At 48.4% G+C, this 22,735-nt stretch carries 18 protein-coding genes; 2 read left to right on the top strand and 16 right to left on the bottom strand.

What is annotated here, in order from left to right:
* The 8 genes from BUB56_RS07285 to BUB56_RS07320 all read right to left on the bottom strand — a co-directional run.
* The coding region (locus tag BUB56_RS07285) for a transposase (RefSeq protein WP_190014292.1) at positions 1-159 on the bottom strand (159 nt) is incomplete at its 3' end.
* 391 nt (positions 160-550) lie between these two features.
* The gene (locus BUB56_RS07290) at positions 551-2,248 is read right to left on the bottom strand and encodes a recombinase family protein (protein ID WP_028309352.1); all 1,698 of its coding nucleotides are present in this window, start codon (positions 2,246-2,248) and stop codon (positions 551-553) included.
* 130 nt (positions 2,249-2,378) lie between these two features.
* Positions 2,379-2,642, bottom strand: coding sequence for a DUF6870 family protein (locus tag BUB56_RS07295; protein ID WP_028309353.1), 264 nt, complete (start codon positions 2,640-2,642; stop codon positions 2,379-2,381).
* A gap of 145 nt (positions 2,643-2,787) precedes the next feature.
* Positions 2,788-2,988 (bottom strand): hypothetical protein, encoded by a 201-nt coding sequence (locus BUB56_RS07300; RefSeq protein ID WP_028309354.1) that lies wholly within the window; start codon positions 2,986-2,988, stop codon positions 2,788-2,790.
* Between the two features lie 502 nt (positions 2,989-3,490).
* Positions 3,491-3,913: an RNA polymerase sigma factor gene (locus BUB56_RS07305; RefSeq protein ID WP_028309355.1), complete on the bottom strand. Its 423-nt coding sequence runs from the start codon at positions 3,911-3,913 to the stop codon at positions 3,491-3,493.
* 535 nt (positions 3,914-4,448) lie between these two features.
* Complete coding sequence (locus tag BUB56_RS07310; protein ID WP_028309356.1) at positions 4,449-5,036, bottom strand: LysE family transporter; 588 nt, start codon at positions 5,034-5,036, stop codon at positions 4,449-4,451.
* A 183-nt stretch (positions 5,037-5,219) separates the two neighbouring features.
* Positions 5,220-6,485, bottom strand: coding sequence for an O-acetylhomoserine aminocarboxypropyltransferase/cysteine synthase family protein (locus BUB56_RS07315; RefSeq protein ID WP_028309357.1), 1,266 nt, complete (start codon positions 6,483-6,485; stop codon positions 5,220-5,222).
* A 122-nt stretch (positions 6,486-6,607) separates the two neighbouring features.
* The gene (locus BUB56_RS07320) at positions 6,608-7,195 is read right to left on the bottom strand and encodes a LysR family transcriptional regulator substrate-binding protein (protein ID WP_242946242.1); all 588 of its coding nucleotides are present in this window, start codon (positions 7,193-7,195) and stop codon (positions 6,608-6,610) included.
* A gap of 109 nt (positions 7,196-7,304) precedes the next feature.
* Between BUB56_RS07320 and BUB56_RS07325 the strand changes: the two genes are divergently transcribed.
* Positions 7,305-8,666, top strand: coding sequence for an ISNCY family transposase (locus tag BUB56_RS07325; RefSeq protein ID WP_190014294.1), 1,362 nt, complete (start codon positions 7,305-7,307; stop codon positions 8,664-8,666).
* 95 nt (positions 8,667-8,761) lie between these two features.
* Here BUB56_RS07325 and BUB56_RS07330 read toward each other — a convergent pair whose 3' ends face one another.
* The 4 genes from BUB56_RS07330 to BUB56_RS07345 form a co-directional block, all read right to left on the bottom strand.
* A complete protein-coding gene (locus BUB56_RS07330) occupies positions 8,762-9,109 on the bottom strand; it encodes a LysR family transcriptional regulator (RefSeq protein ID WP_330392583.1) in 348 nt (115 codons plus the stop codon).
* A 310-nt stretch (positions 9,110-9,419) separates the two neighbouring features.
* A complete protein-coding gene (locus BUB56_RS07335; RefSeq protein ID WP_028309359.1) occupies positions 9,420-10,820 on the bottom strand; it encodes a relaxase/mobilization nuclease domain-containing protein in 1,401 nt (466 codons plus the stop codon).
* 86 nt (positions 10,821-10,906) lie between these two features.
* Positions 10,907-11,308, bottom strand: coding sequence for a hypothetical protein (locus BUB56_RS07340; protein ID WP_028309360.1), 402 nt, complete (start codon positions 11,306-11,308; stop codon positions 10,907-10,909).
* A gap of 106 nt (positions 11,309-11,414) precedes the next feature.
* Positions 11,415-11,888, bottom strand: a complete 474-nt coding sequence (locus BUB56_RS07345) for an SLOG family protein (protein WP_051534235.1) — start codon at positions 11,886-11,888, stop codon at positions 11,415-11,417.
* A 147-nt stretch (positions 11,889-12,035) separates the two neighbouring features.
* Here BUB56_RS07345 and BUB56_RS07350 point away from each other — a divergent pair, with 147 nt between their 5' ends.
* The gene (locus BUB56_RS07350) at positions 12,036-12,350 is read left to right on the top strand and encodes a helix-turn-helix domain-containing protein (protein WP_028309362.1); all 315 of its coding nucleotides are present in this window, start codon (positions 12,036-12,038) and stop codon (positions 12,348-12,350) included.
* A gap of 140 nt (positions 12,351-12,490) precedes the next feature.
* Here BUB56_RS07350 and BUB56_RS07355 read toward each other — a convergent pair whose 3' ends face one another.
* The 4 genes from BUB56_RS07355 to BUB56_RS07370 form a co-directional block, all read right to left on the bottom strand.
* The gene (locus tag BUB56_RS07355) at positions 12,491-12,961 is read right to left on the bottom strand and encodes a HepT-like ribonuclease domain-containing protein (RefSeq protein WP_084296098.1); all 471 of its coding nucleotides are present in this window, start codon (positions 12,959-12,961) and stop codon (positions 12,491-12,493) included.
* On the bottom strand, positions 12,954-13,274 hold the full coding sequence (locus BUB56_RS07360) for a nucleotidyltransferase family protein (RefSeq protein ID WP_028309363.1): 321 nt from the start codon (positions 13,272-13,274) through the stop codon (positions 12,954-12,956). The genes BUB56_RS07355 and BUB56_RS07360 overlap by 8 nt, the downstream gene beginning before the upstream one ends.
* Positions 13,275-13,589: 315 nt before the next feature.
* Entirely contained in the window at positions 13,590-13,925 is a 336-nt protein-coding gene (locus BUB56_RS07365) for a plasmid mobilization protein (RefSeq protein ID WP_028309364.1), read from the bottom strand.
* A gap of 145 nt (positions 13,926-14,070) precedes the next feature.
* Positions 14,071-22,590, bottom strand: coding sequence for an SNF2-related protein (locus BUB56_RS07370; protein ID WP_242946247.1), 8,520 nt, complete (start codon positions 22,588-22,590; stop codon positions 14,071-14,073).
* Positions 22,591-22,735 lie beyond the last annotated feature (145 nt).

The following is a 22,735-nucleotide window of genomic DNA, read 5'->3' on the forward strand; positions in this document are numbered from 1 at the left end:
ATTGGTTTTAAACAGCTTTTTAATTAGTTTAGGAAAACCAAGCTTATGGGCGAATTCCTTAATCAGAAGTAGGCCAGAATCAGAGGATAAATCCCCTCCTGCGAAATTAATTTTAATTTTACTGTTGCTTTCTGAGTGAAGTGCACTTAGACTAGACATAAGGGTTTCTCCTTTGTGAAATGTTAGTTGTGGTGACTTCATTTTAACAAAGTTGAAACTCTTTTTCTATTGTATTGGTTTCACTTTTTAAGTGAAACCAATAATAATGCAAAACTACTGTAACTATGCGGCACGAAGCAATGCTGGATAAATTATGATGAATAATTCAGGTTACACTTTTTCTACTTTGTCAATTAGTGATATTCATTAGTTTTCAATGCTAAAGAACCTTGTTCAATTTAATCAATGTGCATCCTGAAAGAAATATTAAATTCATTATCACATTTTAAGCATTTCGCACGGCTGTTTTCCAAAATGTATATTTTCTCCAACTGATTACAATATGAGCGTTATATATTAGGAAAACCAACAAACTGTTGAAGCGGTGGGGTTATACCACCTGCAAATGCGAGTTGACTTCAATGTATTCGATAATGCGGCGTAGCTCGTCGGCAAACTTAAACCGTATGCTAATGTCGCCGCCCTCGTATACCTTGATATGGTCAACCAGTTCAATCAGTATTTCCCTTGTCAACTTGTCGATGTTCTCATATTTTCGGAAAGTAGTCAAAAACGGATTTTCAACGTCTATGCCGTTTTCCAGTTCGTCCCGCTCTTTTTTCAGATTGGCAATGACCTCACTGATGGCCTCATTTTGCCGCTCGTAATCTTCGCTCATGTGGCGGTAATCATTGTGCGTAATGACACCGTCTTTCCAGTCCTGATAAAGCCCTTGCTTGTATCGCATGATTTTGGCAAGCTCCTTTTCTTTTGCGGAAATCAGCTGTTCAAGCCGCACAGACTGGCTTTTTTTAAGCGGGGCCATATTGATTTGGGAAACGATAGCGGAGTAGCTGACCGCAAGGTGTACCTGTTGCTGAATGGCGTACAACGTAGCCGCTTCAAGCCTTGTACTTTTAATCGAGTGCATGGTGCAGGCTTTTTTTGAAAGGCTCTTGTATGTGCCGCATTGATAGTAAACATACAGTTCTTTACTTGCTATCCGTGACATTGCCCTGCCGCAATCCGCACAGCGGAGAAAGCCGCTGAACAAGTATAGTTGCTTTTGCTTTGGCGCGGTACGGGTATCGCGCTTTAACAGTTGCTTAACCTTTTCAAAGGCTTCCCGGTCAACAAGCGGCTCATGGGTATTCTGAACGACAATCCAATCTTCTTCGGGTACGGCCTCGATTTTGTGTATCTTGTAGCTTTTGACACGGTTTCGGCCTTGCGCCATATCCCCGACATAAACAGGATTTTTCAGCATGTTGGTGACTGTTATGGTACTCCACATCGGCTTTGCCTGTCCGTTGGGGCAACTGTACTTTAGGCCCTGGCTCTGCTTGTAAAGGGACGGACACATAGCGCCGTGGTCGTTCAGATGGTTTACGATTGCCCTAACCGCCATACCGTTTAGAAACATGGCAAAAATCTGTTTTACCACTTCGGCGGCTTCACGGTCTACAAGCAAGGCGTGTTTGTCGTTGGGATCTTTGATGTAGCCATAGGGAGCGTAGGAGCCGATAAACTCACCGTTACGCTTTTTGTAGTCAAACACCTGCCGGATTTTCTTTGAGGTCTGATAGCAGTATTGGTCGTTCATCACGTTTGTTATCGGAACAACCATACTGGAAACGCTCTCCGGGTCATTGTAGCTGTCTATCCGTTCATGCAGGCTGATAAACCGTACATTCATCTGCACAAACAGCCTGTCAATCAGGATGCCCGCTTCAACATAGTCGCGGGAAAGGCGCGAAAGGTCTTTGATAATCACGCAGTTGATTTTCCCAGTGCGAATGTCGGACAATAGTCTTTGAAAATCATCGCGGTCGGCGTCTGTTCCGGTAAAGCCATCGTCTTTGTATTCTTCCGACCATTCAAATTCATCCACGTTCATCTGCTCAAACTCGTTGAGTATTTTCCGTTGATTTTCTATGCTGTCGCTAACTTCCTTATCTTTGTCCTTAGCATTGCCACGCTTGAAATCGTCTTTGGAAAGCCTTAGATATTTTCCTAACCGCCATTTGGGAGTTTGTTTTGAGAATAGGGAAACGGCGATATTTGTTCCCCTGTTTTTTGTGCGTGCCATGTATCCTCCTTCCTATCACATTACACCTATATTATACCATTTGGGCATAATGCGAACAATGTAGTCGAGCCGCTAAAACAGCGTGTTTATGCTACTTTGGGCCATGTTGGCCCGAAGTGGGGGCGGCCTGTTATAGACCACTTTTTTGCCGTATCAGAAAATTGGCAATCATATCTTGCAGGGGTGGCCCATCATCTGAAAACTCAATTTTTACCGCTGTATCCCCAAGACGGAAGCAATAAGGATTTTTCACCTGTGCCAAAATCCGAGCGGCGCGTTCTCCTTTTGACAGGCTGTTGTCAAATGTTATGCCGCTAACATCTGCTAACTGCGCTTTATCTACTGTGGCAATATCTACGCTTTGCATTATGTTGATTTCTTCTTGATTCAACATCACTCTGCGCCTCCTTTTCAAAGCCATAAAATATATGTTTAGTTTCCTGATTGTCCTGTGAGGAAACACGAAAAGCCAGCACTTTGCAAATTGCAAATGCTGGCCTTTGATCTTGCCTCACACTTCAGTCCAAGTCGGCCCGAAGTCAATAGGGACTGTTACGGTAATGCTCGTCGGCTTCTTCGATGGACTTGAAATCAAAAACCTCATACAACTCCATCACTACGCGCTGAATATCATCAGGTTTGAAGCCGCAGTTTTCCATAGTCCATATGACATAGCCTCGGCAAGCGTTGTTGCTCCATCGCTCGGTCAGCATCATATCTAAAATCATGTCTTTTTCCATTTCGATTCTCCTATTGTAAAATAGGCGGAGCGCCGCGCCGGAAAGCGTCGGCCTGTCGTAAGACAGTAAGGCCCGGCGCGGCCTCCTCCTGATGATATTCTTCAAAACAGATAACCCAGACGGGCGGCGGCTTATCCACCCCATAGGATTTTCACCTCTCCCCATTCTGATGGCGAGGCGTCCTCATTGCCTGCGACGGCTCACGGCCTAATGGCCGCTTCAACGCTCGGACTGTGACTGAACGCAAGTGTCAAGGCTTGTGTGCTTTATTTGGCGGGGCCAGTTTCGACCCGCCTGTGGCATGGGCCTTGTCGCTCTCCCCATTCTCTGGCAATGGAGGTCATGGCGGGCCTGTCACTTGGCACACACACCCTTCGTATCCGGGTATCTTTTTATTCAGTTTTCAAACAGCACGGGAGAAGTCCCGACTTTGGGCCAACGTAGCCCGAAGTAAATTCCTCTCTCAATAACCATGAGATTTTTGATGCAAAATCGACCCGTATCACAAACGGTTTTTCAAGAATATTTCCATGCTGCGAAGAGCGCGGTTTATGGATTGACGCACATTCTTTTCACTCACACCCTCGGTACGCGCAATTTCGGTTTTGCTCATGCCAAGTATGTAATGGGCATAAACCCTCCGGCCCTGTTTGTTGGGGAGCGCATCGAGAGCGGCATGGAGTTCCTGCGCCGTTACCTTGCGCTCATAAACCTCGCAGGGGGAGAGAGAAACAAAAAGCGCGTCATGCTCAATACCGTCGCCCGCATCAAGCGAATATTGAGCTTTGTTCCAGAACATACGGCGGATATAGTTTCGCTCTAGTCGTTTGGCTTCTGTTAAGGTAGCCGCCACTTCATCGGGTATATCAATAAAAAGGTCAGCATTGTAAAACGGGTAATAATCCCGCAGATTGATCTTTGCCATATGGCTTTCCTCCATTTCGATTTTTGGTGATGGCGAATCTAAATGGAGGCGGCGGGGAGCGGCATCGAAACTGGACTTCGGGCCAAGGTGGCCCGAAGTGGTATCGGAGCTTGTCCGACAAAGAAACGGTCAAAAAAGGGCGCAAAAAACACCTTTACGGGGATAAGCCCGAAAGGTGTCGAATGAAAAATGTGTGCAAAGCGCACGTGAAATTTTTATTGCTTTTTTTAATTTTTTAAAGAAGGGAACTGCGGCTACATCCAGCCGCCATGTTTACTTGGCGGCCCCTCCGTTAGCCAGAGCAAGGTTTTTGCGCGCATAAAAGCCCTCCAATCGCATAACTGGCATTGGAAGGCCCTTAAAAGCGCGCATTTAATTCCTACCAATTTTAGATTGGCAGTAATTTTAAAATTTCAATCTATCGGCCAATAGAATACCCTTTAAAATATTAGTGCACTATTTTGTACTAAAACGTGTTAGAAAGATCGTTTATATTGTTGATATGAACACTTTGCTTTTGTTATAGTAAAGTTGGTTACAGTAATAGCAAACTAACAACACATTCCAATAAAGCCAGAGCCAGAATAATATTGATAATACGGTAATGTTTTATATATGTTCTTTGAAATACGCCGCCTAAAGTGGCCCAAGTCAAAGTCGCAATAGTACCAATTGTCGCAATAACTATTTCAAATAACAGTAACGCACCAAAAAGCGAATAGAAAGGCAATACATATCCTGTTAATGCTGTAATTCCAAATAAATAAATTTTCACATTGACAAATTGCAGAACGAACCCAGTCCAAAAGGACGGCTTGCTGCTCATTCCGTTTAAGTCTGGTTTGCTTAACAAAATATGTATTGCAAGCCATAAGATGTAGGCGGCGCCAACATATTTCATTATGGCTATAACAGGATTTAAAAATCTTTGCATCCCATACACTAATATGGCACACAAAACTTGTACAGCGTAATATCCCGTAAAAATACCCAACAATAAGTTTTTTCCTTTTTTCCAACCTACACGCACTATAGTATTAAGGGCGAGCAAGTTGCCGGGACCTGGTGTGAAAGCATTTATAATTGCATAAATAATAAAACTAGAGATTGTTTGTATATCCATACCATAAATATCCTTTCTTTTTGCGCCTTATTTTAAGTGGTATGGTTCAATAGTCTTTCAAAAACACGCATAAACCAACTATTTTTTTCACACCTTTGGTTGGCATAGTATTATTCAGACGCCTCTGTTTCTTTTATAAAAGCGCTGTCGCAAAGTTATATACTCTTCTATAATAGTCAATTCTCACTGTATAGATATAAAGCCAGTATTTAAATCCTCAATAATATCGTCTACATTTTCCAGCCCAACAGAAAGCCGTACCATTCCCGGATGGATACCCGCATCCTGTAGCTGTTCATCAGTTAATTGCCTGTGTGTTTCACTTGCCGGATGCAAAACACAGGTGCGAATATCGGCAACATGTACTTCATTTGATGCCAAAAGTAAAGAATTCATAAATCGAATTGCTTTTTCTTTACCGCCTTTAATCACAAAAGAGATGACACCACTTGCACCTTTTAGATATTTTTGAGCCAAAGTATAGGAAGCATTGCTTTCCAAACCCGGATATATTACCTTTTCCACATAATCGGAGCTTTCCAGATAGTGAGCAACCTTCATTGCATTTTCACAGTATTGTTTCATACGAATTGCAAGGGTTTCCAGACCCATGTTGAGCAGAAAGGCAGAATGGGCGGCAGGGTATACGCCGAAATCTCTCATAAGCTGCATTCTTGCTTTTATGATATAGGCGCTTTTTCCATAGGTTTCTGTATAGGAAATTCCGTGATAGGATTCGTCAGGCCCGGTTAAGTCAGGGAAGTTTCCAGAGTTCCAGTCAAAATTTCCACTGTCTACAATAGCGCCCCCGACTTGTACCGCGTGACCGTCCATATATTTACTTGTGGAATGCACGACAATATCCGCACCAAACTCAAACGGCTTGCACAAAATAGGAGTTGCAAAAGTATTATCCACAATAAGCGGCACATGATGTGCATGAGCAATCTGAGCAAGTCTCTCAATGTCCAGTACAGTTAATGCAGGATTTGCCAGTGTTTCTCCAAAAACTGCCTTAGTATTTGGGCAAAAAGCCGCATGAAATTCTTCATCACTTGCGTCCTGTTTGACGTAAATACACTCAATGCCTAACCGTTTGAGTGTGAAAGAAAACAGGTTTATGCTTCCGCCATAAATTTCAGGAACACTGATAATACTATCCCCGGCAGAACAGATATTCAGAATAGATAATAAGAGTGCCGCTTGCCCTGATGTTGTACATAAAGCTCCAATACCGCCCTCTAAATCAGCAATTTTACGTTCTACCGCCATTACAGTCGGATTTCCAAACCGGGAGTAAATCAGACTTTTCATTGGGTCATCAAAAACTGCGGCGACTTCTTCTGTGGAATCATATACATAAGTTGTACTTTGAATAATTGGCAAAACGCGTGGTTCCGCGTTTTGCGGCGTATATCCTGCATGTAAACATTTGGTTTCGTCTCTCATAAATTCATCTTCCTTTTGTTTTATTTAATCATAACACAATTTTCTCGCCATAAATAATACCAATAAAATATGGCCTGACATAGCTAAAAGCTATATAAGGCCATATTTGCAAAAATCTCATATTATATTTGCTTGGCAATATTTTTAAGGGCATCCCAGTAGATTTCGCCTAAATGGGTTAACGTCAAATCCTTATGTTTTAGTACGCCGACCCTAATCTGTTCATTAATGTTTAAAGGAATAGAAACGATGTCTTCACCATGTAGATATTTGGGAAATATTCCCGTTGATATAGTATAGGCGTTTAATCCGATCAAAAAATTCACGATTGCTGCTCGGTCGCTTACCCGAATACTCTTTTTTACGTTACGGGTGCTTAATATTTCTTCCGAAAAGTAGAATGAACTATATGCACCTTGCTCAAAAGATAGACAGGGATATTCGTCTAAATCTTCTAAATTGATTAAACCTAAGCCTGCAAGTGGATGAGCTTTGTAAAGAAATACATGTGGTTTTACGGTGAATAGCGGATAAAATTCAATGGAAGACTCGTCAAGTATCTTGCGTATAACGGTTTCGTTATATTCACTCAGATAAATAATGCCAAGCTCGCTGTGTAACAATTTAACATCTTCAATTATTTCAAAGGTTTTTGTTTCTCGGATAGTAAACTCATATTCCGCTCCACCAAACTCTTTAACTAGTTTCACCTGATAAATGATCCTTGAAAACCTTGAATATAGTGAGTTTGAGGCAGGGATTTCGACTCTGGATGTCGAATTATACAGCATAATACAAAATTTACAAAAGGTGATAGATATGCTGATACTTGATTATCCAGAATGGAATCAACCAACCGTTGCACAAGTGCTTATACCCAAAGCTGCATACCAGTTAACTCCTGAACTCGAAAAGATTGATAAGCTACTACAGGACGAATCATTTGAAGAACCGATTGTCAAACAGTTCAATACACAGCGTGGGCGTCCGACCGTTCCGGTCAGAGTATATATCAGAATGATGTTTCTTAAGTATTACGCCGGATTAAGTTACGAAGATCTTGTCCCGGAAGTTACGCACAACCTCATGTATCGGTTCTTTTGCCGTATACCGATCGAACAGAAAGTACCCGATGCTACCGCCTTAATGAAGATTACTACAAAGTATAGTGAGGAAGTCATCAATGAGATGAATCAACGACTGCTGAAGTCCCTGGTACAAAAGAAACTGTTCAAAGGCCGCAAGACTCGTATTGATACAACAGTGGTGGAGGCCAATATCGTCCACCCTACGGATGCGGGCCTGCTGTACGAAGGCGTAAAAAAGTTAACAAAAGCAGTCACCCGCATAAAGCAAGCTTATGGGAAGGCTTCCCGACAAAGTACGAAGTCGATCCGTAAGATGAAGGATCATATATTATCGATCAACAAGGTTCTACGCCGTCGTACAGACGATACACGAAAGGAAGTCCGAAAAATTACCGGTCAAATGGCAATAGAAGCTCGAAAAGTCCTGGCTCAGGCAGACCGTTTGGCAAAGAAGCTCATTCCCGAGACGGAGAAAGATCGTAAGCTCCGGGGGAATTTACTTGATACCGCCAAAAAGGTTTGCAAGATCATCGAACAAAGTGAAGCTGTCAATGCTGGGAATACAAAGCTTGCCGACCGGCTCGTAAGTCTTAATGATCCTGATGCCCGCCCCATTGTAAAAGGGAAGCTTGGAAAGCGGGTTGAATTCGGATACAAGCTTCAAATACAAGAAACAGAAGGTGGTATCGTAACAGGCTACCAACTGTATAAAGGCAATCCTTGCGACAGAATCCTGGTCGATGATGCCTTGCAAAAGCACAAGGACTTATTTGGCAAAGCTCCTGTAGAAATGGCACTTGATCGCGGATATTACGATTCCGATAACGAGAAATTAGCCTACGGTGCAGGAGTCAAGCATGTTTGCATTCCCAAGATCGGCAGAAAGTCAAAGGAGCGAACCGAGTTTGAAAACACACCGACATTCCGACGGTTGAAGCGGTGGCGTTCAGGAATTGAAGGCCGTATCAGTTGTTTAAAACGCCGGTTCGGTCTAAACCGCAGCATGCTAAGTGGATACCGGAAAACGCAAACATGGACCGGGTTGGGTATTCTCGCCCATAATCTGAGGCAAGCAGCCAAATTGATGGCCTAAAGGGGTAAAAGTGGCCTGGTATCTCACATATTCAAGTATCAAAGTTCGTCAATTCTATGTTTTAGAAGCGTGTAGCTTCATAAAAACCGGTTTTGTCAGGTCAATCTAACTAGTTCAACAAAAGCATTTGCAGCAAATGTATAATGTTGCGTTGAAATGCAGAATCGCTGTTTTGCAGGAGTGCCTGTCAGATATTTTTCTTCTAACATGTCTGTCTGTTGGATAACCTGCCTGGCATATCCTAAAAACTCTGCACCGTCGTTTGTTAGCGTAATACCTCGATTAGTTCTTACAAAAAGAGAAAGCTTTAGTTCATTTTCCAAATCTTTTATGGCATTAGAGAGGCTAGGTTGTGAAATAAAAAGAGCTTTGGCGGCTTCACAGATAGAACCTTTTTCAGCCACGGATAAAACGTATTTTAGTTGTTGTAGAGTTATTGTCAACACCCCCTTAATTCTTTTGATTATACTTTATATGAATATGGTGTAAAAGTCAATTTACAGGGCTACACGTCTACACAAAACGGTTTACAGGGCTACACAAAACGGCAAGCAGGGCCTTTGTGTCCACAAAGGCACGCTGCACTCATTCCTCCCTCCGGTCGGACTGGCTCCGCTCTGCTTGTTGGTGCGCTGCCCCAATCCCCGTCAGACCTCCGCTTTCGCGTCGTCTGTTAAGCGCCTGCGGCGCTGCTGCGCGTCCCGACCTGGACGCTTTTTACATGCTGGAAAAGGGAAGATGAGGGGAAGCCTATCACCGCAAATTTTCTTGCTCCGGCGCGGATGGAGAATAGCGTAAAAGCCGGTCTGTATTTTCTTTCACCGTCAGCAGATTTTTCATATTTTCCCTGGCCTGACGGTAGCCCTGATAGAGCTTTTTCTTCTCGGCAAGGAGCGCGGCGTATTCCTGTTTGAGCGTATTGATGGAGGGAAGTTTTTTAAGCCCCAAAGCATCAAATGCTTTCTTTGCCGACTGATGTAAAATGATTTCTCCCTCATGTTCAGCAAGGAATTTTTTGCTATAGCCAGCCTTGCGGTATTGAACATAAACTTCCCGTGTCCGGCTGTAATTTGAGATATGTTTTTGCAGCTCAGAAATTTCCTTCATGCGGGTTTCTACCTGTTTAATTTTTTCGGAAAGAGCGTTAAAAGCTGCGGTCGTTTCTGCCGCTTTTTTCTCCAGAGCGGCATATTCGGTTAGGCCGTTTTCCTGTAAAAAGATTAACGTCTGCGCTGCCTGTTTCAGGTTGAAAATCTTTGCCCAACGTTCGTAGCCGTAGCCTTTTCCTGCCTGGATTTTTGCTTGAATATCAATCAGCAGATTAACCTTTGCCGTAGCTGGCTCAAAGGCGCTGCCGCCGCCGGAAACCACCATGCGGATACCTTCGATCCGTTCCCGGATTGCTTGCTCGGTGTAGTCACCTTTTAAGGTATCACACCGGGTTCCACGTTTCTGCCCGGGGCCGGTAAACTTAATGTGCTTACCACGCTTGACCGCATATCCCGATGCTTCCATGAGAGAAAGAAACGCTTCAAAATCGGAGGGCTTTTTCTCCAGTGCGGCGTCGATGGCCCGGCGCAATTTTTCCTGAAAGGAAGGAGGCTTTTCATCACCCAGCCACGTTCCGTAATTTCCCTTACTCGGCTTCGGATTTTCAACAATAGACAGTCCGTTCTCAATGCAGATTGTATCGCTTAACCTGCGAATGGCCCGACCGGAATGAAGAAAATCATCAAACTTTCCCGTGCAGTCCAGGGTGGTGGAATTGAAGTAAATATGCGAATGGATATGGTGTTTATCCTCATGGGTTGTTACGATAAAGGCATGGCGGCCTTTGGTAAAACGCATGGCAAGCTCATAGCCGATCCGGTTCGCTTCTTCGGGTGAAATTTCCCCCGGCTTGAAAGCCTGTCTGATCTGGTAAAGAAGAATATTTCTGTCCCGTTTCTGTTCCCGTCCGGTAATATAATAATACTGGCGTTTGGCAAGCAGAAACTCGGCGTCAGCCGTTGCAGGATCGCACATATACGTGGAAATCAGCAAGCCGTCCCGCGTCTTTTTTGGGTTCTTTCCATAGTCGAGACTTTTCTTCAATGTCGCCAATATACTCCTGCCTTTGTCGATATGCCGGGGTCTGAAATAGGTGGTTGCCATAGGAGCCCTCCTTTCTAAAAAAAGAAGCGCTCGATACCGATCAAATCGGAAACAAGCGCCTCTTTTTTCATATGATTTTTTTACGGTTATATGTCCATGTTCTTCCTTGACCATAGGTGCAGCAGCAGGATAACCAACGCACCGACTATCCAGATGCAGTATGTCCAAAAGAGGTTGCGTTCTGTGATGCTCCATGCCACAGCCCCAAAAATAAAACCCCAAAGGATGGATAGCAGGATGCCAATAATCCAAAAGCCCGGCTTTGTCATTTGCAGCCCGAGCAGAATTCCAAAAACCGCAATTCCGATTACAATCGCCAGCACCATGTGAACGTGCAGCACACCATGTGCTGCGAAGCCTGCAATAACGCCGAGTGCAATACTGTCAAAAACAATAATCTGTTTGAGAAAAAGGCCAATGATAAAGATTACAATGCCAACCGCTGCGCCGATCAGCAGTTCAAAGCCCGCCGCCGCTAAAATTCCCATAACACCCCTCCTTTTGGATTATTATACCATCAAGGTCGATCTGTTTCCACAATAAAAAGGAAGATGGCAGTTCTGCAGAAAAATTGCTTTCTGATTTTTTAATTTTTTATTCAATCTGCTCGTCCGAGATATCAATGATGCGCAGTTCCAGTCCCTTTGCCGCCGCCATCCGGAGGGTCTGTGCAGCATCGCTTTTTTGTTTTCCGTCTGAAACCGCAATGACTCTTTCCGATTTCTCGACTAAATAACGATTTCTGGCGAAGTAGCAATCCCGGTCTCGTTCGTGGCTGATTACTTTGACACCGCTGCACTGAGGCATCAACTCTTGGAACCGCCTATCTTTGGATTTTATCCGATCGGAGTAAGGGATAACCGCCTCCACATACAGATCGGGATATTGTTTCTTTTTTTCCGCAACAATAGCGGCAAAGTCCAAATCCACGTTATTTGACATACTGCTGAGGAATCTGGTAAATCCGTCCGCAATGGCCTTCTCGATTTCACGTTGAAGCTCCTGCCTGACGTACTCGATTTTATTTTTGGGTATCTCCCGAGGCCCTGTAACACATACTGTTTTCATGTCCTTCATCCTTTCCGTACTAAATATGATTTCGTACATTTACAAATATAGTAGCTTATATCTATTATGTCAATTATAATACTCTCTCACAATTGGCAAAATCGCTCCTTTTATAGAGTAAAATCTATTGCAAGGAGGTTGATACCAATGGATGAAAGTTATATACCGGAAAGGCTGGCGCAGCTGCGGACACAGATGGGTGTATCGGCGCGGGACATGAGCCTGTCGATGGGACAGGCCGACAACTATATTAACAATATTGAAAACAGAAAAGCCATGCCGTCCATACAGAATTTTTTGTGCATCTGCGAGTACCTGAAGGTGACACCAAAGGATTTTTTTGACGAAGGCACTACAAATCCCGCACTGCTCAATGAACTGATCACGGAGCTGAAACCGCTGAACAACAAAGCGCTTGAAAATCTGCTGAACTTTGTACGGGAGCTTCAAGGAAAGAAATAAAGGGTTGGATAAGAAGCTTGAACGATTGAATATTTTACTTGGGAGTACATTGTGCCCTCTGAGTAATGGAAAACTGACCGGAAAAGGCGGCTCACGATTTCTCATGAGCCGCCTTTTCCGGTCTGCAGTTATTTAGTTCGCTAACGTTCCGGGTCGATGCTTTTCTTATTTTGGGATTCAGAGCCAGGAGTTTCGACCGCCTTTTTGCCCTCGGCAAGCTGCTGAAGGATAGATGGTTTTTCCACAGGCGGCATATCTTTTCCGTGTTCCTGTGCAATCACCCTCTCACAAAAGTGTAAAAGCCCCGGTATGCTGTTTGTCGCTGTTTCCCAAATGACGTTTTCATCCATCTCGGTGTAAGCGTGCGCCAGCCAGTTCCGCATTCCGCGTATCAGACCCCATTGCATCTGCTCTTTGGTTTCCTCGCGAAACTCAACCGAAAGGCCGTTTGCCAATTCCCCAATCTGCAAAATGCACATGGATACTGCATTGAAATACGCCCTATCCTGTATAAACAACTGATAGTCCTTTCCAAATCTCTGGATAAAGCCCGCGATGTCCCGGCAATAGTTTTGGATATGCAATATCCTCTGTCGGTCTCCGCTATTCATAAATCTTTATCATCTCCGTTCGTACATTTTCAACGAACCATGGCGTCCGCTGCTGGGTACTTTCCTGCTCTAAAGTCTGTGTTGTAATTAAATCAACTTCCTTTCCGATGCTGTCGCACAAGTCGTTGTACAAACCGCCCATGTCAAACAGGCTTTTCACTTTGGAACCCATCCGATCAACCAGCACGTCTACATCACTGCTTTCCGTCGCTTCGTTCCGGGCATAGGAACCAAAGAGGTACACGGCGCGCAGGTTGTATTTCTCCGCCACCGGCGCTATCCTCTTTCTCAATTCGTCTATGGAATAAATCATGCGCCTCACCTCACTTTCTCCATGCTACGCGCTGCGATATATGTTTTAATGCTTGTTTGCGGTATCTCACACTGGATGTCTGGAACAACCTTTATGCTATCAATGGCCGAAATTGCAATCCCTTTTCATTATATTATACACCAAAATCTGTATTTTTACTATTGCAATTTGACGGAGCTCCAATGAAAGAAATAATGGGAAGGTTGATAGATAATAAATAAACAAATGAATTATGTGAGAATACAGAAGAATGAAACACGGAGAAAGCGACATATTCCCATGTTGGAAATATGCCATTTTCCCTCATTTTATATGCTATAGCTCGGATAACTTTCTGAGAATCCCGTTTGTCTGTTCCCAAAGCCGGTTATAATGTCCGCGCAAATCTTCAATATCAGCAGCGTACAAGTTTCCTGTTTCATTAGTACGGCGGGCAATCTGGTTCATGTTGTTGGTCGCGGTTCGCAGCAGGGTCACCATTTCCTGCACCTCTGACAGATCAAGCTGCACCACGTAACCATCCACGGCCATTTTTAAAAGATAGGCTCTCATATTGCGGATACCTGCCAGTTCCATTTTTCTCTTAATCATGTCGCGTTCCTGCTCATTGACCATAAAATGCAAGTTGATGTTTTTGCTTCTCTCCGGCATGGGTAGAACACCGCCTTTCTATTCTTTTCGTGAATGTATTTTTGTTTTTGGATATAAAAAGAGATTGCCGCCCGGCGCAAGAAAGCGCACAGGCGGCTATTTTGACGATGGAGAACCATTTTATATAGTCAGATCAGCATCCCTCCTATAGGGTAACGTCATGGTTTTTTAGTTTATCAGACAAAACCTTTAACTTGCCGCCAGATGTACCGGAACGCAGATTTTCCAGAATGGACGGCTTTGCGCTTTTGGCATAGGCCAGATGGGGCAGGTCAGATTCCGTCATTTCCATAACGCGCTCCGGCCCGCTGTCGATGTTCAGCTGAGCATTGAGGAAGGCCAGGCGCGCTTCTTTTTCGGCCAGTTCCCGTTCCTGTGCGAAGGGTTTTTTCAGCTCTCTTTTTGCATCCTCCACCTGCTGGTAGAGGTTTTCAAGCTGGTTTTTAGAGGTCTCCAGCCTTTCCGGAATATCTACCCGCAGGGCATTGTTGATACGGGTCATGTTGCCGAAGGTGTCCATACCCAACTCCACGGAATAGCTCAAATCTCCCTTGAGGGTCAGATTGAACTTTTTGTAGAAGCTGTCAAAGGAAAGGCTCATGTCAAAGCCCAGGTAGGAGCCGATCTTCGCCGGTTCTTTTCCTACAACCGTCTTACAGGCTTCCAGCAAAGCCTTTGCCGCAGGCTCCTTTTCCGTATACTCTACACCCAGCACTGTCATGGTAGGAAAGGACGGTGCTGCATGGGAACCGACCTCGGATGCACCTGTTTCGGGAGCATCTGAGGCTTCTGTCTGTGCGTCAGGGGCTTTCGGCAGGTTTTCCATATACCGTGACATGTCCTTTTCCGCGCCTGCAATCCGGCTCTTGGCGGCTTCGATGTTTTCGGGGTAGTATTTCAGTAAATTGTCCTCCAGCCGGTAATGCTGGCTTTGATGGTCAGCCCGGAGCAGGCGCAGACGCGCCACTTCAATGTCCAGGTCGATTTTCTCTTTGATGAGTGGGTTTCCGGCACAAAGCGCCTTGATTTCCGCATAAGACAGTGCGGTTTCGTCCACGTCCTCACAGGCACGGACAGGAGATTTGCTAGTCATGATCTGCGAGATAAACTTCTGCTTGTTTTCCACTGTCTGCCAGAGGTAGGCGTCGAATGTCCCTTCGGTAGCATAGCGGTAAATATAGACTTCGGGGTTTGAGTTGCCCTGCCGGACGATACGACCGGCGCGCTGCTCCAGATCAGAGGGCCTCCAGGGGCAATCGAGGTCGTGGAGGGCGATTAAGAGGTCCTGCACATTGGTTCCGGCCCCCATTTTGAAGGTGGAACCGAACAGGATGCGCACCTTACCCTGCCGTACCTTGGCGAACAGCTCCTTTTTGCGGTCCTCGGTGTTGGCGTCGTGGATAAAGGCGATTTCATCCTCCGGTATGCCTTTGGCGATCAGCTTGTCGCGGATATCGTCATAGACATTGAAACGCCCGTCCTTGTTGGGGGTAGAGAAGTCGCAGAAGGCAAGCTGGGCCAGACGGTCGGCTTTGGTTTCCTGCCATATCCGGTATATGTTTTCCGCGCAGGCATTGACCTTGCTGCTTTCATCGTCGGGCAGCATGGGGTTCATCAACCGCTGGTCAAGGCCGATTTTACGCCCGTCCGACGTTATTTTCAGCATGTTGTCCACGGTAGGGTCAACCAGGTTGGCATGGACAGCAGCGGCCCGGTCGGAAAGCTCCTTGACCATTTCCTTCTGCAATTCAGTGGGCTTGACCACCACGGTTTCATAGTTGGCCTTTGGCCTTGGCAGGTCCAGCGTATCGGCAGTTTTGACATCCGCCACTTCCTTGAACATGGCCATAAGCTCAGGCAGGTTGTGGAACTTGGAAAACCGCGTCCGCGCCCGGTAGCCGGTGCCCTCCGGGGCCAGTTCAATGGCCGTCACTGTTTCCCCGAAGGTGGACGCCCAGGCATCAAAATGGGTCAGGTTCTTTTTTACCAGCAGGTCATATTGCAGATACCGTTGGATGGTATACATTTCGACCATAGAGTTGCTGATGGGCGTACCTGTGGCGAAAATGATGCCCTTGCCGCCCGTCAACTCGTCCATGTACCGGCACTTCATAAACAGGTCGGAGGATTTCTGCGCGTCGGAGGTGGATAGTCCCGCCACGTTGCGCATTTTGGTGTATAAAAAGAGGTTTTTGAAAAAATGGCTTTCATCTATGAACAGCCGGTCAACACCCAGCTGCTCAAAGGTGACCACATCGTCCCGGCGCTTCCCCTCCAGCAGGTTTTTCAGCCGTGCTTCCAGGGATTTGCGGGTCTTTTCCAGCTGCTTGATGGAGAAGTTCTCACCACGGGAGCGCTTTAACTCATCAATGCCCTCCATGACCTCCCAAATCTGTTCCCTAAGAAGACGTTCCTGCCGCTCTACGGACATGGGGATTTTCTCAAGCTGGCTGTGGCCTATGATTACCGCGTCATAATCGCCGGTGGAGATTTTTGCGCAGAATTTCTTGCGGTTTCGCATTTCAAAATCTTTTTTCGTTGCCACAAGGATGTTGGCCGAAGGGTACAGCCGCAGAAATTCCGACGCCCACTGCTCTGTGAGGTGATTGGGTACGGCAAACAGGCTCTTCTGGCAGAGCCCCAGCCGCTTGGATTCCATAGCGGCGGCCACCATCTCATAGGTCTTGCCCGCGCCAACCTCATGGGCCAGCAGGGTGTTCCCGCCGTAGAGGATATGGGCGATGGCATTCATCTGGTGTGTCCGCAGGGTAATGTCGGGAGAAATGCCGGAAAAATTGATATGGCTGCCGTCATATTCCCGGAGCCTTGTGGAGTTGAACCGGTCGTTGTACAGTCTTACAAGGGTCTGTCTGCGCTTCGGGTCTTTCCATATCCACTCCTTGAACGCCTGCTTGATGGCTTCCTGCTTCTGCTGGGCGAGGGTGGTTTCCTTTTTGTTCAGGACGCGCTTTTCCTTGCCGTCCTCATACTTGATGTCATATACCCGCACATCGCGCAGGTTCAGCGTGTCGTCAATGATCTGGTAAGCGTTCATGCGCTCGGTGCCGTAGGTGACAGTGGCCAGGATGTTGTTGTAGGGGATGCGGTTTTTGCCCGCCACCTGCCATTCGCCGGTGTATTCAAAATAGTTGACTTTCAGATTATTGCGTAGGTTGTAGGAGGGCTGCAACAGCTCAAACATGAACTGCTGGACGTATTCCTTATCCACCCAGGTGGAACCGAGACGGACGGAAATTTCGGAAGCATCCAGGTCTTTGGGCTGGGCTTTTTCCAGCGCTTCAATATTGGGGGCAAGCTGTGGTGCAAGGTCGGGGCGCATTTCGGCTAAAGCTCTGGCAAGACGCAGCTTGCTCCGCACATCGCCGGAAAGATACTCATCGGCGGTGACAAAGGGCAGCTTATCCAGATCATAAAAGGCTTTCGGTACGCTCTCGGGCGGCTGCTCTCCTAAATCACGGAATATGATGCCCTCCAGGTCGGATATCAGCCTTTCTTTGGAGAACCCGGTCAGCTGCTGCATAAAGTCCATATCCACACAGGCGCGCTCCCCGATGGATACCGCCAGCGCCTCGCTTGCCGTATCCACCGACGTGATGACGGTTTTCTGCTTGATGGTGCGCTTGGTGAACATATCGGCCTTGCACGCAAGGTTTCCGTCCTCGTCCAGTATTTCAAGGGAACAAAGGAGAAAGTAGGCCGAATCCGCGGAAAAGGCCCGGCTGTTGGCTGTGGCGTTAATCAGTCCATACTCGGCGGTAAAGGCGTCGTACAGGCGGTTCAGTTCTGCCTGCTTCGCTTTGATCTCACTATCGCCAAACTCCTCCAATTGCAGGTCGATCAGCTCATGGACGCAATTTCTCAGTTCCACCATGCCCCGGATGCGGTCAAGTGTCGCAGCGGGAAGGTCCACGGGGTACATGCCGGAGTTTTCGCGGTAGTACACCCGGTCATCCACAACGGTGTAGCTGAAATTGCGCACATTGGGATCTGCCGGGATGGATTCGTCCAGAGTACCCTCAATGTCGTCCAGCTCCGCCTCGGTGATCTGCCCCCGGATATTCGACAGGGCCTCCCGGAGCTGCTGAGCAAGGTCGGCTCCGGGAACGGGGCGGCAGGTGGTTTCCCTGCGGTCGCCGTACATCATATCGTCGTATTCCATCGTACCCAGCACCATTTCTGGATGCTCGGCAAAATAGCGGTTGACGGGGATGCCGTCCTCCGTCACGCCCAAATGCACCCAGTCAGGTTCTATATCCATGAGCCGGTCACGACGCTGCAAAAACAGGATGTCGGTGGTGACTTCGGTGCCGGCGTTGGCCTCGAACGCATTGTTAGGAAGCCTGACGGCACCCAAAAGCTCGGCGCGCTGTGCGATATACTTGCGTACTTCCGGGTTTTTCTTGTCCATGGTGTACCGGCTGGTGACAAAGGCCACGATACCTCCCGGGCGCACCTGGTCTAAGGTTTTTGCAAAAAAATAGTCATGGACATGGAAGTTCTGCTTGTACCTTTTATCCATGACAGGATAGTTGCCAAAGGGTACATTGCTTACGGATACGTCAAAAAAGGCGTCGGGCATGTTGGTCTGTTCATAGCCCGTCACCCGGATATCGGCATTCGGGTAAAGCTGCTTTGCGATCCGGCCCGTAATGCTGTCCAGCTCCACGCCGTACAGCCGGGCGTTTTTCATGCTCTCCGGCAGAAGTCCGAAGAAGTTGCCCACACCGCAGGCCGGCTCCAGCAGGTTGCCGGTTTTGAAGCCAAGGCGTTCCACCGTGTCATAGATGGCTTTGATGACCGTTGGAGAAGTGTAGTGGGCGTTTAAGGTGGAGGCTCTTGCCATGTCGTATTCTTCGGGCGTAAGCAACTCTTTGAGTTCGGCGTACTCCTTCTGCCAGCCGTCCCGGTCGGCGTCGAATGCCTGGGGGATACCGCCCCAGCCCACATAGCGGGATAGGGTTTCCTGTTCCTCGGGAGTTGCATGGCGACCTTCGGCTTCGATCTGTTTCAGGGTGCGGATGGCTGCAAGGTTATAGCCAAACTTTGTTTTCTGGCCGCCTTCGCCAAGATGGTCGTCGGTAATGCGGAAGTTTTTCGGCGGCAGTATGGGCTGCAGGCTCTGCTCCGGTTCCGGCTCGTCGATGTCCGGCAGCTCCTCGTTCGCAAAGTCTGTATACTCCCGCTGGGCGTAGGCAGCTTCCTCCGGCGTCAGAAAGCGTTCTTCCTCCATCAGCCGCGCAATACTGCGCTGTACCACGGGCCATGAAAGGTTTACCGGCTCCGCGCCCTCCTTGGTGACAAGGAAAGCAGGCAAATCGCCGCCGTATTCCTCCCTTAAAAAGGCGGCGGTTCCCCGCGCGCGGGGGCTGGCCTGCATATACTGGTAGACAAGTATTTTGCTGTCCAGGCTGCCGTTCCACCGGATCAGGGCTGCATCAATATCGGCCTGGATGATTTCGGGCTCGGGCGGCTCGTCCGGCAGCACTGTTGCACCTTTTGATTCAGTTGACGGCTCCGCCGAAATATATTCATCCGTAGTGTCACGGGAAGGGCGGTCATGCTCCGGTAGTTCGTTTTCAGCCGGTGCGTGCGGCTCCGTTCTGTGTGTGTCCGCTTCTTTTTCCGCACGTTCGGCAGCTTTCTGCGCAGCCGCCAGTATCGCATCAATGCGGGCGATGTCCTCGGGGGTGGGGTTTTGCAAGCGCTCCCGGATATAGGCAATTTCCTCACGGGTCAGTAAAAAATCTTTTTCAGGCTTGCGGGTATCGGAGGGAGCAGCAGAAGGCCCGGTTTCCGGCAGGGCTTTGGTTTGCTGTTGGGGTTCCGGCTGTTGTTGAGCTTCCACCTGTTGCGGGGTAGTTTCCTTTTCCTGCCCGGAACGCCCAAAAAGCTCCGGTTCCCGCTCATAAATCCCCCGCAGGACGGGCGCAATCTCTCCCCAGGCAAAGCTGTACCGGGAAATAAATCTGCTCTGCACATCAATGACAAGTCCGGCGGCCTGGGCAAAGTAGTCTGCGGTTTCTCCGGTATTCAGCGTCATTGTCTCTGCTTCCCCGGAAAGGGTGCGCGAAAGGTAGTCCACAATATCGGAATTGGACGCACCGTCCTGAAACAGCCTTGCCAGCGCATCCCCGTCAGGTCCAGCCAGCAGGCCGTTCTCCAGCACATCCCGTAAATCTTCGTGTGCATTGTCTAGGTCGGCGGTCAGATAGTCGGTAAATGGTTTATTCTTCGGATTGCGGGCAAGGAGCTGTTCAAATCTTTCCCGGCTTTCCGCACGGAAGATGGGATACAGCAAGGACGGGTCTTGCAGGCTGACATCATAATCTCCGATGCGGTCAATGATGTAGGGCTTGTCGCTTTCCAGATACACCGTGTCCCCCACGGCATACACGCGTCCAGGAGCGGTGGCCTCCGATGATTCCTGTGCCTGCTCCGATTGCGGTTGGGACAGAACACCCGCAGCATCCGGCTCCTTATGCGGTGGTGATGGCTCCATAGAGATAGCTTGTTCTCCCGGTGTTGGTTTGGTGAGGTCTGCTTCCTGTTCTGACAGCGTTGTATCCGGTTGCAAAACGGTGTACCGCCCATCGTCCAGATATCCATCAAACCGGGAGCGGAACATTTCCACAGGCTCCTGTTCGGGTTCGCTGGGCAGAGTGTAATACACATAGTCTTTATCTACCCGGTCGATTACCAGCCGGACATGGATGTTGTCGGCGGAAAGCGCGTCAATGGCGTCTCCCGCACGGTAGGGAATATGCTGTTTGGGGCTATAAAAAACATGGGGCTGCTCTCTGGCTTCCAGAAAGCGCCCCGCCTGCACAAGCTCGGAGACACGCCGGTGGACTTTCACCCAGGGCAAATCAAGGGATACGACGGGCCTCCGCTGGGCCAGGGGGACGGTTTTTGGGTCGCCCTTGGAAAGCGTGATGCCGGTATCGCTTCCCAGCAGACCTAAATAGCCTTCGGCCCCATCCGTGCGAGGCATAAGGTACACTCCGTCGCCATAGATGTCTTTGACAAGCTGTGCGGCTTCCTTTGAGCGGGGATTTTCCGTGAACTGCCTGATGATGCGGTCATACTGCTCTGGCGTCTCCACGGCTCCCAGCAAAAGGGTGTCGATTTCCTCCTGTGAAATGCTCTCGGTGCTGGAGGGAGCAGACGGCTCCGTGCTCCGCTGGTTTTCTTCGATAACCGCCCGCTGTTCCTCCACGCCTGGCAGAATGGGCTGCGGCAGGTCGAACAGAGACAGCTGGGCATAGGGCTGGGATACCGGCTCGGAAGTCCGCCGTTGTGCGGCGGCTTCCGGCGCTGTCAGGCCGTCCAAGCCGGGAAACAGGGTGTAGGTTCCGTTTTGGTAAGCGGTGAGGTTTTCAAAACCTGTCCGTCTTGTGGCATAGTACCGGTCATCCGGATGGGTGCCGTCCAGAATGGGCTTCATGGCGGTAAGGAGCTCCGCCACCTTTGCCGGATCGTCCAGCATGGCGCGGACGGCGCGCCTGCCTTCGTCGTCCCAAATGTCATTAGAGGAAGGGTATGGCCGTTTGATATCCTCGGGCAGGTTATAATAGAAATTGGTCACATTCCGGGCCAGCATATCCTTCTCATATTCGGGAATACGGTCAAGCTCGGCGCGGGTCATATACCGCCCGTCCTGAATCAGCTTGCCGATCCGCTTCTCCGCGGCGCTCCAGGAAAGCTTGACGATATCATAGGGATTGGAAAAGCCGCCGCGCTTTAAAATAATGCCTTTTCCCGGTTCACTGTCGGCCCAGCTGTTGTCCGCACCGGATAGGGCATGGGATTGGCCGCCCTGCCCATACTCGGTTTTCAGGAAATCCGCCCGTTCCTTCGGGGTGTGATTGTGCAGGAAGTAGGATAATATCCGGTATTTTCCCGATTGGTAGGAGCCTCCCCGTAAAAGATAAGCGTCCACCTCGTCCTCGGTGATAAAGGGCATGAAGCCTATGGACGGCGGTTCGCCTGCCGGAAAAGAAAGGGGTGGAATGCCTAAATCCCGTACATCCTGCAACAGGCGCGACGGACTGTGCCACAGGCGTTTGGGCGCGTCCTGGTCAGTAGAGAGGGCCGCAATATCTTCCTCCAGCCGTTCCAGTATCAGACTGTATTCCCCAAGCTCTCCCTTGTCGAGAAGCAGTTCCTTCACTTGTGCGGCGTCGGCGGGAAAGCCGCCTGTTTTGGAACGCCAGGCTTCCGGCATTTCGCGGAAATCCCGCAGATCGTCGCGGTAAAAGAACAGCAGCCGTTCGGCAAGCTCATGATGCTCGTTGTCCACGGCCTCGTCAAATACGTCATGGGCAACATATTGACCCGCGTCAAGCAGCTCTCGAATACGGACAGCGGCCTGTTCCCAGGTGATATGCACGCTGTCGCGGGCCTGAAGAGCAGACTTGCCGCGCCCCAGGGTCAGGCCGGTTTCATCAAACCAGACGGCTATCTGCTTATCGCCAAACTGAAAGCCCTTGCTGCCCTTACGATACTCCCGCGCCAGGAATTCCGCGTTCTCGGCGGGCGTTTTATCCTTCATAAAGTAGGCGGCTATATGCAAGATACTGTTTCTCTCGTTGCCGCCGTCCCGCAGAATTGCGTCCAGCTCAACGGTTGAGAGGAAGGAGCCCATCAGTGTATCGGTCAGTGGGGGGATGGCAATGGAAGCAGATGGCCTCGGTTCACTGGACGTATTCCCAACCTGGGAATATGTTTCCGCAGCGGCTTCCGGCTCCTTTTTGGGCAAAGAAATACCGCCCGGTACAGGTGGTTCCTGC

It is taken from the genome of Geosporobacter subterraneus DSM 17957 (genome assembly GCF_900142145.1).
Classification (GTDB): domain Bacteria; phylum Bacillota; class Clostridia; order Peptostreptococcales; family Thermotaleaceae; genus Geosporobacter; species Geosporobacter subterraneus.

Bases quoted from the DNA above. Each gene is read 5' to 3' on its own strand.
- BUB56_RS07290 (WP_028309352.1), bottom strand. From the start codon at position 2,248: ATGGCACGCACAAAAAACAGGGGAACAAATATCGCCGTTTCCCTATTC.
- BUB56_RS07295 (WP_028309353.1), bottom strand. From the start codon at position 2,642: ATGTTGAATCAAGAAGAAATCAACATAATGCAAAGCGTAGATATTGCC.
- BUB56_RS07300 (WP_028309354.1), bottom strand. From the start codon at position 2,988: ATGGAAAAAGACATGATTTTAGATATGATGCTGACCGAGCGATGGAGC.
- BUB56_RS07305 (WP_028309355.1), bottom strand. From the start codon at position 3,913: ATGGCAAAGATCAATCTGCGGGATTATTACCCGTTTTACAATGCTGAC.
- BUB56_RS07310 (WP_028309356.1), bottom strand. From the start codon at position 5,036: ATGGATATACAAACAATCTCTAGTTTTATTATTTATGCAATTATAAAT.
- BUB56_RS07315 (WP_028309357.1), bottom strand. From the start codon at position 6,485: ATGAGAGACGAAACCAAATGTTTACATGCAGGATATACGCCGCAAAAC.
- BUB56_RS07325 (WP_190014294.1), top strand. From the start codon at position 7,305: ATGCTGATACTTGATTATCCAGAATGGAATCAACCAACCGTTGCACAA.
- BUB56_RS07335 (WP_028309359.1), bottom strand. From the start codon at position 10,820: ATGGCAACCACCTATTTCAGACCCCGGCATATCGACAAAGGCAGGAGT.
- BUB56_RS07340 (WP_028309360.1), bottom strand. From the start codon at position 11,308: ATGGGAATTTTAGCGGCGGCGGGCTTTGAACTGCTGATCGGCGCAGCG.
- BUB56_RS07345 (WP_051534235.1), bottom strand. From the start codon at position 11,888: ATGAAAACAGTATGTGTTACAGGGCCTCGGGAGATACCCAAAAATAAA.
- BUB56_RS07350 (WP_028309362.1), top strand. From the start codon at position 12,036: ATGGATGAAAGTTATATACCGGAAAGGCTGGCGCAGCTGCGGACACAG.
- BUB56_RS07355 (WP_084296098.1), bottom strand. From the start codon at position 12,961: ATGAATAGCGGAGACCGACAGAGGATATTGCATATCCAAAACTATTGC.
- BUB56_RS07360 (WP_028309363.1), bottom strand. From the start codon at position 13,274: ATGATTTATTCCATAGACGAATTGAGAAAGAGGATAGCGCCGGTGGCG.
- BUB56_RS07365 (WP_028309364.1), bottom strand. From the start codon at position 13,925: ATGCCGGAGAGAAGCAAAAACATCAACTTGCATTTTATGGTCAATGAG.
- BUB56_RS07370 (WP_242946247.1), bottom strand. From the start codon at position 22,590: ATGGGCTCCTTCCTCTCAACCGTTGAGCTGGACGCAATTCTGCGGGAC.